Annotated in this window: 15 protein-coding genes; 6 read left to right on the top strand and 9 right to left on the bottom strand. The window is 57.9% G+C overall.

Annotated features, from left to right (window positions below):
• The first annotated feature begins 45 nt into the window (after nucleotides 1-45).
• Complete coding sequence (locus tag ACUNV4_RS24130; RefSeq protein WP_430881202.1) at nucleotides 46-1,482, top strand: aldehyde dehydrogenase family protein; 1,437 nt, start codon at nucleotides 46-48, stop codon at nucleotides 1,480-1,482.
• A 196-nt stretch (nucleotides 1,483-1,678) separates the two neighbouring features.
• Here the strand turns inward: ACUNV4_RS24130 and ACUNV4_RS24125 are convergent, their stop codons facing one another.
• Nucleotides 1,679-1,984 carry a hypothetical protein gene (locus ACUNV4_RS24125; RefSeq protein ID WP_430881201.1) on the bottom strand — a complete coding sequence of 102 codons (306 nt, stop codon included), beginning with the start codon at nucleotides 1,982-1,984 and terminating at the stop codon, nucleotides 1,679-1,681.
• 124 nt (nucleotides 1,985-2,108) lie between these two features.
• Between ACUNV4_RS24125 and ACUNV4_RS24120 the strand changes: the two genes are divergently transcribed.
• On the top strand, nucleotides 2,109-3,263 hold the full coding sequence (locus ACUNV4_RS24120) for a mandelate racemase/muconate lactonizing enzyme family protein (protein ID WP_430881200.1): 1,155 nt from the start codon (nucleotides 2,109-2,111) through the stop codon (nucleotides 3,261-3,263).
• Between the two features lie 94 nt (nucleotides 3,264-3,357).
• On the opposite strand, the gene ACUNV4_RS24115 is transcribed toward ACUNV4_RS24120, so the two are convergent.
• The gene (locus ACUNV4_RS24115; RefSeq protein ID WP_430881199.1) at nucleotides 3,358-4,071 is read right to left on the bottom strand and encodes an FCD domain-containing protein; all 714 of its coding nucleotides are present in this window, start codon (nucleotides 4,069-4,071) and stop codon (nucleotides 3,358-3,360) included.
• Nucleotides 4,072-4,201: 130 nt separating this feature from the next.
• Between ACUNV4_RS24115 and ACUNV4_RS24110 the strand changes: the two genes are divergently transcribed.
• Complete coding sequence (locus ACUNV4_RS24110) at nucleotides 4,202-5,368, top strand: mandelate racemase/muconate lactonizing enzyme family protein (RefSeq protein WP_430881198.1); 1,167 nt, start codon at nucleotides 4,202-4,204, stop codon at nucleotides 5,366-5,368.
• A 217-nt stretch (nucleotides 5,369-5,585) separates the two neighbouring features.
• Entirely contained in the window at nucleotides 5,586-5,891 is a 306-nt protein-coding gene (locus ACUNV4_RS24105) for a helix-turn-helix domain-containing protein (protein WP_430881197.1), read from the top strand.
• A 39-nt stretch (nucleotides 5,892-5,930) separates the two neighbouring features.
• Here the strand turns inward: ACUNV4_RS24105 and ACUNV4_RS24100 are convergent, their stop codons facing one another.
• The 7 genes from ACUNV4_RS24100 to ACUNV4_RS24070 all read right to left on the bottom strand — a co-directional run bounded on the left by ACUNV4_RS24100 (nucleotide 5,931) and on the right by ACUNV4_RS24070 (nucleotide 12,291).
• On the bottom strand, nucleotides 5,931-6,683 hold the full coding sequence (locus ACUNV4_RS24100; RefSeq protein ID WP_430881196.1) for a DUF799 domain-containing protein: 753 nt from the start codon (nucleotides 6,681-6,683) through the stop codon (nucleotides 5,931-5,933).
• Entirely contained in the window at nucleotides 6,680-7,063 is a 384-nt protein-coding gene (locus ACUNV4_RS24095) for a DUF4810 domain-containing protein (protein WP_430881195.1), read from the bottom strand. The genes ACUNV4_RS24100 and ACUNV4_RS24095 overlap by 4 nt, the downstream gene beginning before the upstream one ends.
• A 2-nt stretch (nucleotides 7,064-7,065) precedes the next feature.
• Nucleotides 7,066-7,743: a CsgG/HfaB family protein gene (locus tag ACUNV4_RS24090; RefSeq protein WP_430881194.1), complete on the bottom strand. Its 678-nt coding sequence runs from the start codon at nucleotides 7,741-7,743 to the stop codon at nucleotides 7,066-7,068.
• Nucleotides 7,744-7,873: 130 nt separating this feature from the next.
• On the bottom strand, nucleotides 7,874-9,094 hold the full coding sequence (locus tag ACUNV4_RS24085) for a patatin-like phospholipase family protein (RefSeq protein WP_430881193.1): 1,221 nt from the start codon (nucleotides 9,092-9,094) through the stop codon (nucleotides 7,874-7,876).
• A gap of 183 nt (nucleotides 9,095-9,277) precedes the next feature.
• Nucleotides 9,278-10,876, bottom strand: coding sequence for an isocitrate lyase (locus tag ACUNV4_RS24080; protein WP_430881192.1), 1,599 nt, complete (start codon nucleotides 10,874-10,876; stop codon nucleotides 9,278-9,280).
• A gap of 72 nt (nucleotides 10,877-10,948) precedes the next feature.
• Nucleotides 10,949-11,290, bottom strand: coding sequence for a hypothetical protein (locus tag ACUNV4_RS24075; protein ID WP_430881191.1), 342 nt, complete (start codon nucleotides 11,288-11,290; stop codon nucleotides 10,949-10,951).
• Nucleotides 11,291-11,814: 524 nt separating this feature from the next.
• Nucleotides 11,815-12,291: an Lrp/AsnC family transcriptional regulator gene (locus tag ACUNV4_RS24070; RefSeq protein WP_430881190.1), complete on the bottom strand. Its 477-nt coding sequence runs from the start codon at nucleotides 12,289-12,291 to the stop codon at nucleotides 11,815-11,817.
• 125 nt (nucleotides 12,292-12,416) lie between these two features.
• Here ACUNV4_RS24070 and ACUNV4_RS24065 point away from each other — a divergent pair, with 125 nt between their 5' ends.
• Both ACUNV4_RS24065 and ACUNV4_RS24060 read left to right on the top strand, forming a co-directional pair.
• A complete protein-coding gene (locus tag ACUNV4_RS24065; protein ID WP_430881189.1) occupies nucleotides 12,417-13,892 on the top strand; it encodes an aminotransferase class V-fold PLP-dependent enzyme in 1,476 nt (491 codons plus the stop codon).
• Entirely contained in the window at nucleotides 13,892-15,208 is a 1,317-nt protein-coding gene (locus tag ACUNV4_RS24060; RefSeq protein WP_430881188.1) for an MFS transporter, read from the top strand. Before ACUNV4_RS24065 ends, ACUNV4_RS24060 begins: the two co-directional genes overlap by 1 nt.
• Nucleotides 15,209-15,241 lie beyond the last annotated feature (33 nt).

The following is a 15,241-nucleotide window of genomic DNA, read 5'->3' as shown; positions in this document are numbered from 1 at the left end:
GGCCTGTCGGCCACGGCTTGACGCTCGACTCGTTTGGAGAATCAGATGAAATACTATCAATGCTACATTGACAACCAGTGGTGCGATGCGCTCAGTGGAGAGCGCCTGGCGATCGACAATCCGGCTACTGGTGAAATCATTGCCGAGGTGCCAGCGTGTTCGGCCGAGGACGCCGAACGCGCATTGCAGTCTGCCGAGAAGGCGCGGGTGTCGTGGGGCTTGTTGCCGGCGGTTGAACGTGCCAATTATCTGTACCGGATATGCGACGGTCTGCAGGCAGAGCGCGACCACTTCGCCAGATTGCTGGTGCTGGAGCAGGGCAAGACCCTGGCTGAAGCCGGATTCGAGGTCGACGATACGATTCGCTACATGCGCTACGCTGCCGAGGCTGCTCGACGCATACAGGGAGAGATTCTGCCGGCAGATGCGCCCAATGAACAGTTGTTCATCCATCGGGTTCCTTATGGGGTCACACTGGGCATTTGTGCCTATAACTATCCTCTGGCCCTGATCGGGCGAAAGCTGGGTCCGGCGCTGATCGCTGGCAATGTCATGATTCTCAAGCCACACGAGTCCACCCCGGTGACCGGCAGTGAGTTCTGTCGTCTGGTGGAGCAGGCTGGTTTGCCTGCCGGCGTGGTGAACCTGGTGACAGGAACCGGGCCTGAGCTGGGGCAAAAGCTGGTGGAAAGTCCGATCACGAAAATGATCAGCGTCACGGGATCGATTCGGGCAGGCCAGGCCATCGCCGCTGCGGCCTCCGCAAACCTGGCCGCACTGTCACTGGAGCTCGGTGGCAATGCGCCTTTCATCGTGCTGGACGATGCCGATATCGATGCGGCTGTCGAAGCTGCGGTGGTTGCGCGATTTGCCAATGCGGGTCAGGTCTGCATCTGTAACGAAAGTGTACTGGTGGCAGAAGCTGTCGCGGATGAATTCACGGAGAAATTGCTGGCAAGAGCGGCTCAGGTCAGACTGGCCGACCCCATGAGCAACAGCGGCATGGGGCCGGTAAGCACTGCATCTTCCTTGCAACGCATAGAGTCGATGGTGTCACGCAGTCTGAGCGAGGGAGCCGAACTGGCAATGGGCGGCAAGCGTGGGGAGGGCTATCAATTCGGTCGGGGGCACTGGTATGAGCCAACGGTACTGTTGAACGCCAGAGCGGAGTCGGAAGCGGTTCGAGACGAGCTTTTCGGACCGGTATTGCCGGTGGTGCGAATCGAAGGTTATGAGGAGGCCCTGAGTATCACGAATGCGCGCCCGGACGGACTCTCGGCCTATTTGTGGACACGCAATCCGTCCATCTACATGGACGCCATCAGGCGACTGGAGACCGGTACGATCTTCCTCAACAAGGGTATCGTCGGCTACGTGAACGGATACCATAATGGCCACAAACTCAGTGGTCTGGGTGGTGAGGATGGCGTGCACGGCCTGGAAGGTTATCTGCAGAAGCGCACCGTATACATGGCGTACTGATCTGCATGATGTAGAGGTCGCATCAGCGGCTCGGCGCTGGGAGATTGTTTCGCGTCGGTATCCTGCCTCGGGCGGATCCGACTGAAAAGGCGATCAGATCGTCTGTGTGCTGTCGATAAAGCCTGATTGGCAAGGCAGGGTGAACATCGGGGTCATGCATGGCAAAGCATGTTCACCCGTTCACCCGTTCACCCGTTCACCCGTTCACCCAGTCTCCCAGTCTCCCAGTCTCCCAGTCTCCCAGTCTCCCAGTCTCCCAGTCTCCCAGTCTCCCAGTCTCCCAGTCTTCCTTTCTTCCGTCCTTCTCCTTCTCCTTCACTTCCTGTCTGACCATGTCTGCAGGAGATGCATTGCCGTGGAGTTGAATTCGCTCCGCCCTGGCAAGCGGCTGCTGAGCGGCTTGTTGAAACCCGCCTGCCGGACTCGTTGCTACATCGTGCAAATGCTTGTTGTCCTGCTGACCGTTACCGCGAGTCTGTTGCTCGGGAAGGGGTCTGAACATGTTCGTCGAGAGCAACCTGGTAACACGGATCAAACAAAGTAAACGATAAAATCATTGAAATAATGTACTAAATTAAAAATAATGTAGTACGATTCTGGTCAAGAACCCCTTGAGTCGGAAAATCATGTCCAGGATTACTGCTATTGAGCCGCTGCTCGCCAGAGTGGGAAAACGCAATCAGCTACTGGTCAAGCTGACAACCGAAGACGGTATCGTGGGCTGGGGGGAATCCGGTCTGTCCGGGCGAGAGGGCGCGGTTGCCGCTACCGTTGAACATTTCTGCCGCTTTCTGTTGGGTCAGGATTCCCGGCAGATTGGCCGAATCTGGCAGGAAACCTATCGAAGTCAGTACTTCGAGGGAGGACGCGTACTCACGGCGGCCATGTCTGCCATCGATATTGCTCTGTACGATGCCTTGGGAAAACGCCTCGGGGTGCCGGTTCATCAACTGCTGGGTGGTCGGCAACGTGAGTGTATTCCCACTTTTGCCAGTTCGACGGCAGACAATCTGGAGGACATGCTCAAGGAGGTTCACACGCTGGTGGACCAGGGGTGGGATTGCGTTCGTGTGGTACCTGCCTATTTCGATGACACGCCGGTTTTCAATCCGCGCTTGTCGATAGCGCGCACTGCACGTGAACTGCAGGCCGTCCGCCGCGAGTTCGGCGAAGAACTGTGTCTGGGCATTGATTATCACCACCGGCTCTCAGTGGCGGAAGCGGCCAGTTTCTGCAATTCCTTGCCACCGGGAACACTGGATTTTCTGGAAGAGCCGATTCGCTGCGAGACGCCGGAGTCCTACGCGGCGCTACGCAGCATGACGGACATTCCCTTTGCCATCGGAGAAGAATTTGCGTCCAAGTGGCAGGCAGCTCCCTACCTGGAACAGGGGCTGACGCAGTACATGCGCCTGGATATCTGCAATATCGGGGGCTTCACGGAAGCCATGAAGGTGGCTGGCTGGAGCGAGCGTCACTACATCGACCTCATGCCACATAACCCGCTGGGACCGGTCTGCACGGCGGCGACCGTCCACATGTCCGCAGCGGTTCCCAACCTGAGTTGGCAGGAAACGCGACAATCCTGCGTGGAGGATCTCGGTTTTCATGATCCTGAGCTGTTTCCAGTGCAGGTCGCCATGGAAGGGCCTGTCTATGTCGTACCGGATGCGCCGGGGCTGGGCGTCGAGGTCAACGAGGAGGCCATCCGGGCATCCACTCCGCTGCATGTCGAGATGCAACACCTTCGTCGTGCCGATGGCTCGGTAACCAACTGGTAGCCAATCGGTCAGCGCTCAAGGCAATGGCTGAGAAACAGGCAATTGACAGGCGGATGGTGTCAGAAGCTGTGGAGAAAACCGGTGCGGGTTCGGATCAGGAATCCTTGAAGGTTCCGCGCACCAGCTCCCAGGCCCTGTCCAGGTGCTGTTTCAGTGCGGCTTCGGCAGCATCCGGGTCACGGTCGAGAATGCAGTTGAAGATGCGCTCATGAGCCAGGTAATTCTGCTGATTGCGCTCCGGCAGGCGTGGCATGCAGTCCCAGTGAGGGGCCAGCCATGCGGTGAAGCCGGCATGTACCGCGGGCAGTATCGGGTTGTCGGCCAGCTCGTACAGCACCGCGTGAAAGGCCGTGTCGGTCCGGTAGAAGCTGTCCGAGTCATTGATGGCGGCTTCATTGGCCTGGAGCGCTTGCCGCAGCTGACTGATGCCGTCCTTGTCGGCATTGGTGGCAGCATGTCTGACCAGGCCTGTCTCGATGAACACACGCATCCGGTAGAGGTTTTCCACGCCTCCCCGGTTGGCGAGCAGCTGCTGGACAATGGGCGTCGTGATATCCAGCGCCGTTTCCATTCCGGGTTTGCGGATGGTGGGACGGAACCGGGGCTTGCAGTCAAGCAATCCCCGGTTGGAGAGCGCCGTGATGGCTTCGCGGATGACTGTGCGACTGGCACCGAATTCATCCATGAGAACTCTTTCGGATGGCAGGATTGCACCCACAGCCAGGCGGCCATCGAGAATGCGTTGTTCTACCTCCTTGACGATATCGTCAGCTCGACGTTTACCTTCGTCGCTGCGTTGGGGCCTCATGTCTCTGGAGCCTGTAGTGGAGCAATCGCTATGATAGCGTATTGCAGGAATTTCATTGAACCAACCGGGAGGTCGCAGGAGTCATGCCGGCGTCCGATCCCCATCACCTGGACTACCCTCAGGAAATCGCATGAAAATCACCCGAGTTGAAGTCTTTGTAGTCAAGGCACCACTGGATGTCCCGTTTGCGTTTTCGCAGGGATGGGTTCATCAGCGTGCGGCAACCCTGGTACGCCTTACCAGTGAATCGGGCCTGCAAGGCTGGGGAGAGGCCTTTACCCAGGGACTGGAGCCGCCCGAGATTGCTGCTGCTGCCATCGGCAATGCCCTGGCGCCATTGATACTGGGACAGGATGCGTTGAGCCCGGTGGTGCTGTGGCATGCGATGTACAACCGTACACGGGATTTTGGACGTAAAGGGTCCGTGATGTCGGCCATCAGCGCCATCGACATTGCATTGTGGGATATTGCGGGCAAGCATTACAAGGCACCGGTTTCAGCCTTGCTGGGGGGAGCTTGTCGCACATCAGTACAGCCGTATGCCACCGGTTTCTACAGGTTGGCAGGGCAGGGGGAGACCGCCCGACTGACCGAGGAAGCCCTGCGCCATCGTGAATCGGGGTTTCGGGCCATGAAGATCAAACTGGGATTCGGAGTCCGTGATGATCTGCAGGTCATGCACTCGATACGGGATGCTCTGGATGACCCGAGTATCGAACTCATGATTGACACCAATCATGCCTACGGTCGCAGTGATGCCATTCGTCTGGGCCGAGGCCTGTCCGATTTTGCGCTTCGCTGGTATGAGGAGCCTGTGGCACCCGAGGACCTGCAAGGCTATGCGGCGGTCAGGGCGGCACTGGACATGCCGATTGCCGGGGGTGAAAACGAACATTCGCTCTACGGTTACAACGCGCTGTTCCGGGCAGATGCGGTGGATGTCGCACAGCCCGATATCGGTTCCTGTGGCGGCTTCACGGCAGTGCGTGATGTCTTGACCATGGCGCAGGCCAACGGTGTCATGCTCAACCCGCATGTCTGGGGAACGGCCATAGCTCAGGCGGCATCTCTGCAGTTCATCGCCACCATTCCCGTGACGCATCACTCGCTGAATGCTGCTGAACCGATTCTGGAGTACGACGTGTCCAGCCATCCGTTCCGTCAGGACCTGATTGCCGAACCCTGGCAGATGCGCGACGGTCGAGTCGACATACCGGGCAAGCCGGGTCTGGGAATAGAAGTCAATATGGATACCATCGAGAAATTTCAGACGCAGCAGGAAACGTATACGCTCTGACCCGAGCCGTTCGAGCCGTTCGAGCCGTTCGAGCCGTTCGAGCCGTCAGAGCCGTCAGAGCCGTCAGAGCCGTCAGAGCCGTCAGAGCAGGTCGAACGGTCGTTCGGAAGGGGCACAGTCAAGCCTTGACCAGGGGGGGGCGACCGAACTGTGGCACAGGCTGTGCAGCTGGGAAGGGTGAAGTCCGTTTCTGATACCTTCGCCGGGGGCTGCCTGCATGCCGACACATGAGACCACCTATACTGCTTTTACAACCGAAACGGTGTTGTTGCTGGGCCAGATGATCAAGCTGGCGCGCATACAGCGTGGCATGAGCGAAGCGGATCTGGCGGTGCGGGCCGATATTGCCCGAGGCGTGCTGCAGAAGATCGAGAAGGGCAACATGGATGTGCCAGTCGGTCTGTTCTTTCAGGCGTCCACCTTGGTAGGCCTGCAACTGTTCGAGACTGATGATCTGGAACGGCTGCAGGAGCACCGCAGCCGAATTGTCGAAAAGATCCGGATCGCCCGCGAAGAAGGTTAGTTCAGACTTGGCTTGTTCCAGCGTCTCGGCCAAGCTGCTCTAATCCGCAGCATCCGCAGCATCCGCAGCATCCGCAGCATCCGCAGCATCCGCAGCATCCGCAGCATCCGTAGCCTCCGCAGCAACTGCCATCTGCTCCGCAAAGCCGGGGTGGCGTGGTCCTTTCAGCAGCCCGTTGCGCGAGTTGGTGAACAGCTGGACATTGGCGATGGCAGCGGCATCATGCGTGCGGTCACTCAAGGTGCCGCCGACCTGCGTTATTGCCGCATTGATGAGGCTGCCCAGCAGGCTTCCCTGCGCACTGCTGTTGTTGTTATCCGCGTAATTCAGTGCGCCTGTCCAGATTTCCTGACCCGTATCGATATCGACCAGTGACGCACGTGCATTGACGCGGGTGGTCGAGCTGAGCAATTCGAACTTCTGACCGAATTCCGTCAAGGTGACGTACAGCACGGCGTCCGCTCCGAATACTTCACCGAGCTTGTCCAGTGGCGCGGCATGCATGTCTTCCGGGTTCGGCAAACCGTTTTCCTTCATGAACGCATCCACAATGGCCACTGGAAACACGTAGTAGCCTTGTTCTGCAATCGGCATCGTTGCGGTAGTCAGCCAGGAATAGGGAGCATTGACATCCAGCGACTCATTCGCTGGTGGCAGTAACAGTATCGAGTAGGGCATGTTCTGCCGATACAGTGTGTACGGATCTTCCGTAGGCAGGGTCGTACAGGCGCCCAGCAATGTACTGGCCGTTATCACGGTCATGGCTGCGCTGCGTTTGAATCCGTGCATCATTGCCCGTGCTCCATGCTTGCCATCAGGCGCTCGACAAATGCGGCAGACTCGGGGAAACGCTCGCGCTCGCTTTCCAGCAGGGCTCTGGCTTCGCCGGTCTTGCCCTGTTCGACATACAGGTAAGCCAGATGAATACGCACGCCCGGGGGAATCTGCATGCCTTCGGCTTCGGTTCTTCTCAGGTCTTCTTCAAGGGCCAGTGCATCGTTCACCGGGTCTGAGCTGCCGGGGTTCTTGTAACCGTTGTAGATCAGTTCTTCGTAGTTTCCCCAACGGTACAGAGGTGGCTCGGGTGTGACACAGCCGCTGAGAAACATTACCAACAGCAGGCTGGTTCCGGCCAGTTGCAGGCGAGTCCTGACCGGGGACGTCTTGCGCATGCTCATGGCTCAACCGGAGACCAGGCGCCTTGTTCAAGACCTTCCACGAGATTGTTGACCGCTTCGGTGATTGCCAGGTTCAGAACCTTGCCGTTGAGCGTTGCGTCGTACCCCGCCGTGCTGCCGAATCCGACCACTTCCCGGTTGGACAGGGCGTATTCACCGGCTCCCTGTGCAGAATAGACGACTCGGGATGTGCGTACGTCCACCAGGTTCAATGCAACCTTGGCATAGGCAATCTGCTTCTTGCCCGAGCCCAGTATGCCGAACAGTTGCTGATCGCCCGTGGTCTTGCGACCGAACTCTGTCACATCGCCGCCGACAGCGACTTGCGCGCCTTCCAGAGCCTGAGTGGTGCCTGACAGATGCGCCTCTTCGGCAATCTGCTGCAGATTGTCCCGATCGACGACATCAAAGCGATTGGTCTGCTGCAGATGTGTCTTCAGGATTGTTCTGGCCTGGCTTCCCAGACGATCGGTACCATCGGAGAACAGGCCCCGCTGATAACTGGAGCGATTCTGGAAATTACCGATTACCAGGGCGTAACGGGGTCCCTGGTAACTGGTGTTGTAAGTGCTGACTGTCTGGGCTTCTATGACCCGGTTCGATTCGGTTGCCGCACAGGAGGCCAGAGTGACCATGGCCGCAACAGCGAACAGGAATTTCAGGAAATTCTTCACGTTTCATTGTCTCCATGCTGGATGAATGGTCGAGTATGGCAGCAAGTCTGCCAAGCGCTCATGTTCATCTCTTGTGTTACGCACAGCCAACAAGCCGTGCAGTCATGTTGTGGTGTGACCGCTCGGAAAGTCACTCCGGATTACGGTCTTCGAAAAAGGCCGCTATCTCGTCACTGCGCGCCAGGCCATCACGCCTTCCAAGAGCAATCAGTGTCTGAGTATATTGCTTGTCGAACAGCAGGTAGGAGCTCAGTCCGACACCCCGTGGTCCGGTGGCACCCAGAACCCGCAAGGCACTGCGCGTGGTACGTGGCAGGTTGCGGACAAAGGGTTCTGCCAGACTGTCGAGTCGCTTGCTGGGAGTGATGGTCAACAGGTCGAGCGGTTTCAGTCCGCTTTGTTGCTGCTGTTCGGGCGTCATGATGTCCAGTGTCCGGTTGATGCGTTCCAGCCGTTCCACATCAGCGGCCATGCCATCGAGAAAGATGCTTGCCATGACATGACCACCGATCTGGCCAAGAGCGGGATAGTCCGTCTGGTCGTCAGCATCCGGAGAGGGGGGCGTATCGGCATCTTCTCCGCTGTTTTCCTCGATCTGACCGGCGCCGATGACCACGATACGCGTGGCTCCCAGATGAATGGCCGGACTGATCGGCGCGTTCTGCCGCATGGCACCATCGCCGAAAAAACCGCTTTTCCCGTCGATCTGCAGTCGGGCTGCCGGAAAAACGAACGGGATGGCGCTGGAGGCCATCAGGTGATCCACGCCGATGGTCGTGCGTGATGCCAGGCGCCGCGACCGGGTCCACGGTGTGATGGGATGGTGTGACTGGTAGAAGACGATGTGTCGGCCGGATGAATAGCTGGACGTGCTGATGGCCAGTGCCTCCAGATGGCCGCGGGCAATGGCGTGATCGATACTGTTGAAGTCGATGTTCTGCTCCAGCAGTTGCCTGAGTGGGCGATTGTCGAACAGGGAGCGTGGCGGTTCCTTGATGAGCCAACCCATGGACAGCGCACTCAACCAGCGGCTGGCATTGGCCAGGGCTCCACCGACGTCGGTGCGGTAGACCTGATTCGGTTGGAAGTCACTCCAGACCTGCAGAAGTCTGGTCATTGCGGTATCGAAGGATGCGGCATGACTGGCCAGGGAGGTGGCCGTGATGGCACCGGCAGATGTGCCACACAGAACCTTGAATGGCAGAGGGCAGCTGCTCCCTCTTGTCTGGCAGATGACCTGCCGAATGGCGTCCAGTACTCCTACCTGATAGGCAGCCCGCGCTCCGCCGCCGCCGAGAATCAGTGCGGTACTGGGGGGCTCCGGGGGCATGTCGGCGGTCTCGCTGTCCATTGTGAGCAGAGCTTCAATCAGGGTCTGCTGAAAAATATCGGCTGACTGACCCTGCGTGTCAAGGTCTGACAGGTTGCCTTCCCCGGAACTGCTTCGGAATTCGTGATTGTGGACCTGCCAACGAAAAAGGCCCTCTGTCGCCAGAGGGCCTCCTTTATCGAAACGCGGTTCTGCTGGAAACGATCAGCCGAACTGATTCATCGTGTTGTCCTTGCCAGAGGCCTTGAGCGCCTGGGCACCTGAGAAGTACTCCTTGTGATCGTCACCGATGTTGGAGCCGGACATGTCCTGATGCTTGACACAGGCCAGTCCGTCACGAATCTCACGACGCTGAACATCCCGTACATAGGCCAGCATGCCTTGCTCGCCGAAGTACTCCTTCGCCAGGGCATCAGTGGATTGCGCCGCCGTGTGATAAGTCGGCAGGGTGATCAGGTGATGGAAGATGCCGGCATGAGCAGAAGCATCGGACTGGAAGGCCTGGATGCGCGCATCGGCTTCCTGTGCCAGTTCGGAATCGTCATAGTCCACACTCATCAGGTTGTCACGATCGTACTCGTCCAGCGACCGTCCTTCTTCCTGCCAGGCGTCGAACACCTGCTGGCGGAAGTTCAGAGTCCAGTTGAATGACGGGCTGTTGTTGTAAACCAGCTTGGCATTGGGGATCTCTTCACGGATACGGTTCACCATGCCGGCAATCTGACCGACATGAGGCTTTTCGGTTTCGATCCACAGCAGGTCGGCTCCATTGCGCAGTGCCGTGATGCAATCCAGAACGCAGCGATCCTCACCGGTGCCAGGCTTGAATTGAACCAGTCCGTTGGGCAGGCGTGCCGCCTTGATCAGTTTGCCGCTCTGGCGAATGACGAGGTCGCCTGAATTCACCTGATCCATGGATTCGATTTCTTCGCCGGCAATGAAGGCGTTGTACTGGTCGCCCAGATCGCCTGCTTCCCGCGATACCGGAATCTTCTGCGTGAGGCCGGCACCCAGGGAATCGGTGCGGGCAACGATCAGGCCGTCATCAACACCCAGTTCGAGGAAGGCGTAGCGGATGGCATTGATCTTGGCCAGAAAATCTTCGTGAGGAACCGTGACCTTGCCGTCCTGATGGCCACATTGCTTGACATCGGAAACCTGATTTTCGATCTGCAGGCAACAGGCACCCGCTTCGATCATCTTCTTGGCAAGCAGGTAGGTGGCTTCTTCATTGCCGAAGCCGGCATCGATGTCGGCAATGATGGGCACGACATGCGTCTGGTAGTTGTCGATCTGGTCCATGATGGACTTTTCAAGCACCTGGTTGCCGGCTTCGCGCGCCTGGTCCAGTTCGGTGAACAGATGACGCAGTTCGCGGGCATCGGCCTGCTTGAGGAAGGTGTACAGCTCCTCGATGAGCTCCGGTACCGATGTCTTCTCGTGAATGGACTGATCGGGCAGAGGGCCGAATTCGGAACGCAGTGCGGCGATCATCCAGCCGGAGAGATACAGATAACGACCCTTGGTGGTGCCGAAGTGCTTCTTGATGGAAATCAGTTTCTGCTGTCCGATGAAACCGTGCCAGCAACCCAGTGACTGTGTGTACTTGCTGGGATCCTTGTCGTAGTCGGCCGTGTCCTGACGCATGATCGCGGCGGTGTAGCGAGCGATGTCCAGTCCTGTACGAAAGCGGTTCTGCAGTTGCATGCGGGCAACTGATTCGGGATTGATGGCAGACCAGCTGTTGCCATTGCGTGCAATGGTGTCGGCGGCGGCGGATGAAAGTGTGCGGTACTGATTCATGGGTAGGTCCTGGTCAGGTATAGACTTCTTGTTGGTGATTGAGATCTGATTGTGGGTTGGAGTTGTATTGTTTCAGGCTGTTGCGATATCGGTCAGCAACTGCATGCGATGTTCAGGAACGTCCTGATCTGAACCGGCCTGCCTGCGACCGGGTTCGATTTCAACCTGCAAGCCCTTGTGTTCCAGACGAATGCAACTGGGAGCATCTTCCAGGCCACTGGCTTCCACGAATTGCGAAGGGTGGGCAAGGCCAGTGCTGGTGCCGTCTGCCTGAATCGCGACCAGATGGTCGAAATAGGTCAGATAGGCAGTCACGTTGCCATGTGAGCCTTCGGTCAGCGGAAAGCTGTGGTCCAGCAGGTTGATGGCTTGATCCCAACTGGCGGTAGTACGAAAGTGCTGATTCATGCCCATGGAATATGCTCCCGGAAACGCTTGCAGTGGTTTGTGCCTGTCTCAAGGCTTAACGGCAGTGTAGGGAAAAATGGACTAGAATTTTACAAAAGAAAATTCACACTGTGAATTTCACAAAAACGGGATAAGACTTGTTCCTTCAAGGCATTGATTACACTGGGAAAGTTGTTTGTGTAGTTTTCTTGCACTGCAGTGAGCCTGTGTTATTTCACCTGAATCGTTTGACCGAACATCGATCGACGATCATGGGCAGAAGCAGAAGCAGAAGCAGAAGCAGAAGCACAAGCACAAGCACAAGCACAAGCACAAGCACAAGCACAAGCACAAGCACAAGCACAAGCACAAGCACAAGCAGGTGCAGGTGCAGGTGCAGGTGCAGGTGCAGGTGCAGGTGCAGGTGCAGGTGCAGGTGCAGGTGCAATGCAGAATCAACGTCGTGACGATGAAACCGGAGAGTGTATCGACTGGCCCCGGGCTCGGCTTGACCGTCAGCCGATCACTACCTGCAGCGGCGGGTGCCCTTGTCAGGCTGATCGATGACCCAGTGCAATGGGGCGTTGTTCCTCGATGGCTTCCATGGCGAATACGGATGTGACCGTCTCGAGCTCCACCGACTCGATCAGGCGACGGTAAACCGTGTCGTAGCTGTTCATGTCCCGGGTGACGACCTTCAGCATGTAGTCGTACTCCCCGCCGATACGAAAGAAATCAACCACTTCCGGGATGCTGGAGACGTGATCGCTGAAGGTGTTGAGCCACTCGGTTGAATGATGACGGGTGCGGATCATGACGAATACCACCAGGCCGGCGCCAAGGCGATTGCGATCGAGAATGACCGTGTGCTGTCTGATGACACCGGCTTCTTCCAGTGCCTTGATGCGACGCCAGCAGGCATTCTGTGACAAGCCCACCTTTTCCGCCAGGCTGCGCTGTGACTGAGAGGAGTCCCGTTGCATCGCTTCGAGTATGCGGAAATCGATTTTATCAAGTTTATTGGTCATTTTTCTATCATATGATAGGAATTTGATTCCATACAGGGGTAATTATGTGAAAAATATGGGGTCAGCATGACATAGTATTTTCGGGTCCTCCACACTTCGTGTTTGCAGTCATGTCGGAATCGGTCTTGTCGGAATTTTCTGCGCAGCTGGCGGGTGAAGACCTGCAAGAGCGTGTGCGCAGCGGCCTGATCGGTAACCATGCGATGGTGGATGGACCCTTCGGGCCGCGTCCCCTGATCTATGCCGATTACGTGGCATCCGGTCGCGCGCTGCATCAGATCGAGTCTTTCGTGCTTGAGAGAATCCTGCCGTACTACTCCAACAGTCATACCCAGGCTTCCTATTGCGGCAGTTTCTGTACAAGGACGCGCCAGGCGGCCCGCCAGTATCTGGCCGATGAGCTGGGCGCCGATGATGAATACAGTGTGCTGTTCACAGGCTCCGGCGCGACTGCTGGCATCAACCGGCTGGTGAATCTGCTGGGACTGCCTCGACTGGTACGTGAAGGCCGGCGCGTGGTTGTGCTGGTGGGGCCCTATGAGCACCACTCCAATCTACTGCCCTGGCGCGAAAGCGGTGCGCAGATCATCGAATTGCCCGAATCCACACAGGGTGGGCCTGATCTGGCCGTGCTGGAGAGCCGACTGCAGGAGCACGCGACGGCCGACTGCGTGGTTGGTGCCTTTTCGGCGGCGTCCAATGTCACCGGAATCGTCACGGATGTGGATGCGGTCTGTCGATTGATGCGGCGTCACGGTGCCGTGTCGATCTGGGATTACGCCTGCGCCGCTCCGTATCTGCCGATGTCCGTCAAGGCCGGCACCGAGGAGGCCAGAGACGCCATCGTCTATTCGTCACACAAGTTTCCAGGCGGTCCCGGTGCATCGGGCGTCACCGTTGTACGCAATGCGATCGTGCAGAGCTCGGTACCTACCTGGCCGGGTGGTGGCACCGTCTCCTTTGTCTCACCCTGGACGCACGTCTATGCTGACGACCTCGTGCACCGCGAAGAGGCTGGAACGCCGAATGTCGTGGGAGATATCCGGGCGGCACTGGTCATGATGGTGAAGCAGGCTCTTGGCAGAGGATGGCTCGCTCAGCGTCAGGATGAGCTGCGCGAAAGAGCCCTGCGAGTCTGGCGCAAGAATCCCTTCATCGATCTCATGGGGTCGACGAGTGCCGAGTACAGTCTGCCGATCTTCTCTTTCAGAGTGCGAGACGGCGCCGGAGGACATGTACATCACCAGTACTTCACGCGTCTGCTCAGTGATGTCCATGGCATTCAGGCACGAGGAGGGTGCGCTTGCGCCGGCTCCTATGCGCATCGATTGCTGGGCCTTGATGAGAGTCATTCGGCGAATCTGCTGACATCCCTGGCTTCAGGCAGCGAGATAGACAAGCCCGGCTGGGTGCGGCTGAACCTGTCTGCGCTGATGAGTGATGACAAGGTGGATGCGGTCATTGATGCGGTGGACAAACTGTCGCGCATCGCAAATGACTATCGGGATCATTACATCGTTGATACCCTGACGGCTCAGTTTCACCCTGTATCCTCATGGGAACGGAGTGATCCTCGACTGGCAGGAGAGAGCAACGTTTGATGAACCCCCTACGACATCCTGTTTTCCGATGGTTGTTCGCAGCACAGATCCTGTCGCTGCTGGGTATCGGCATCATGACCGTCGGACTGGCCTTGCTGGCCTACGAACTGGGTGGTGTAGCGGGAGCAGGCAAGCTGCTGGGTGGCATTTTCGCCCTGAAAATGGTGGTGTATGTGTTGCTGGCACCGCTGGCAGAGGTGGTGTTGTCACGCTTCGAGGCTCGTCGAGTCCTGATCGGGCTGGATGTGTTCCGTTTCGTGCTGTTGCTGTTGTTCGGCATGAGCAGTGATATCTGGCAATTCGCCATGCTTGCATTTTTCTTCTATACGGCCTCTGCGGCGTTCACGCCGTTGTTCCAGGCCATGATTCCGGCCATCCTGCCTGACGAGAAAACCTATGCCTCGGCGTTGATGCTGTCTCGGCTGGCCTACACCTTCGAATCGATGGTCAGCCCGATACTGGCAGCGTTGGCGCTGCTGTTCGTGGTCTCGTCCAGCCTGTTCCCATTGGCCGCCTTGTGTCTGGCCGGGTCCGTTGTGACATTGGCCCTCAGCGGCTTGCCGAGATCAGCCTCGGCCGGGAAGAAGCGGCCGTTTGTCGAGCGCTTGACTCGTGGTCTGAATATCTATTTTCGCACGCCGCGTCTGCGGGGCCTGTTCATTCTGAATCTGGCTCTCTCCTGCGCTCTGGCCTGGGTGCTGGTCAATACCGTGGTCTATGCAGGCTTGCAATTCGATGACAGCGATTTCTACACCTGGTTGATGGCTTCCTATGGTACTGGCGCGGCCCTGGGTGCCTTGTCGGTACCCGGGCTGCTGAAGCGGTTCAGCGAGCGTTCGCTGATGGTCAGCGGCTGTGTGGCTTTCGGGCTGATGTCTCTGTTGATCTTTCTGCCGTTGACCTTGCCCATGGTGATGCTGTTGTGGGGAGGGTTTGGCGTTGCCTCGTCGCTGGTGCTGACGCCGGGTGGCCTGGTATTGACGCGCTCGGCGGAGAAGGAAGACCATCCCGCCGTGTTTGCTGCCCAGTTCTCGATGTCCCATGCGGGTTGGTTGCTGGCTTACCCGCTGGCGGGGTGGCTTGGAGCCATTCTGGCACCGGCCACGGCGCTGGGTGTGCTGGGCGGCGTCTGCCTCCTGATCACGATTCTGGCCTCGCGGGTCTGGCCGATGGAGGATCCGCTTGAGAGAGTCCATACTCACCCGGATCTGCCACGTGACCATCCGCACCTCAAGGCGCATGAAGCGCAGGGGGAGCAACGGCAGCATACGCATGTCTTTCATATCGATGATCTGCATCTGCGCTGGAATCCATAGGCAACCGTGATCTGATCGTCTGGGGTGAAGCGA

It is taken from the genome of Granulosicoccus sp. 3-233 (assembly GCF_052681095.1).
This window is presented reverse-complemented; position numbering and strand designations above follow the sequence as displayed.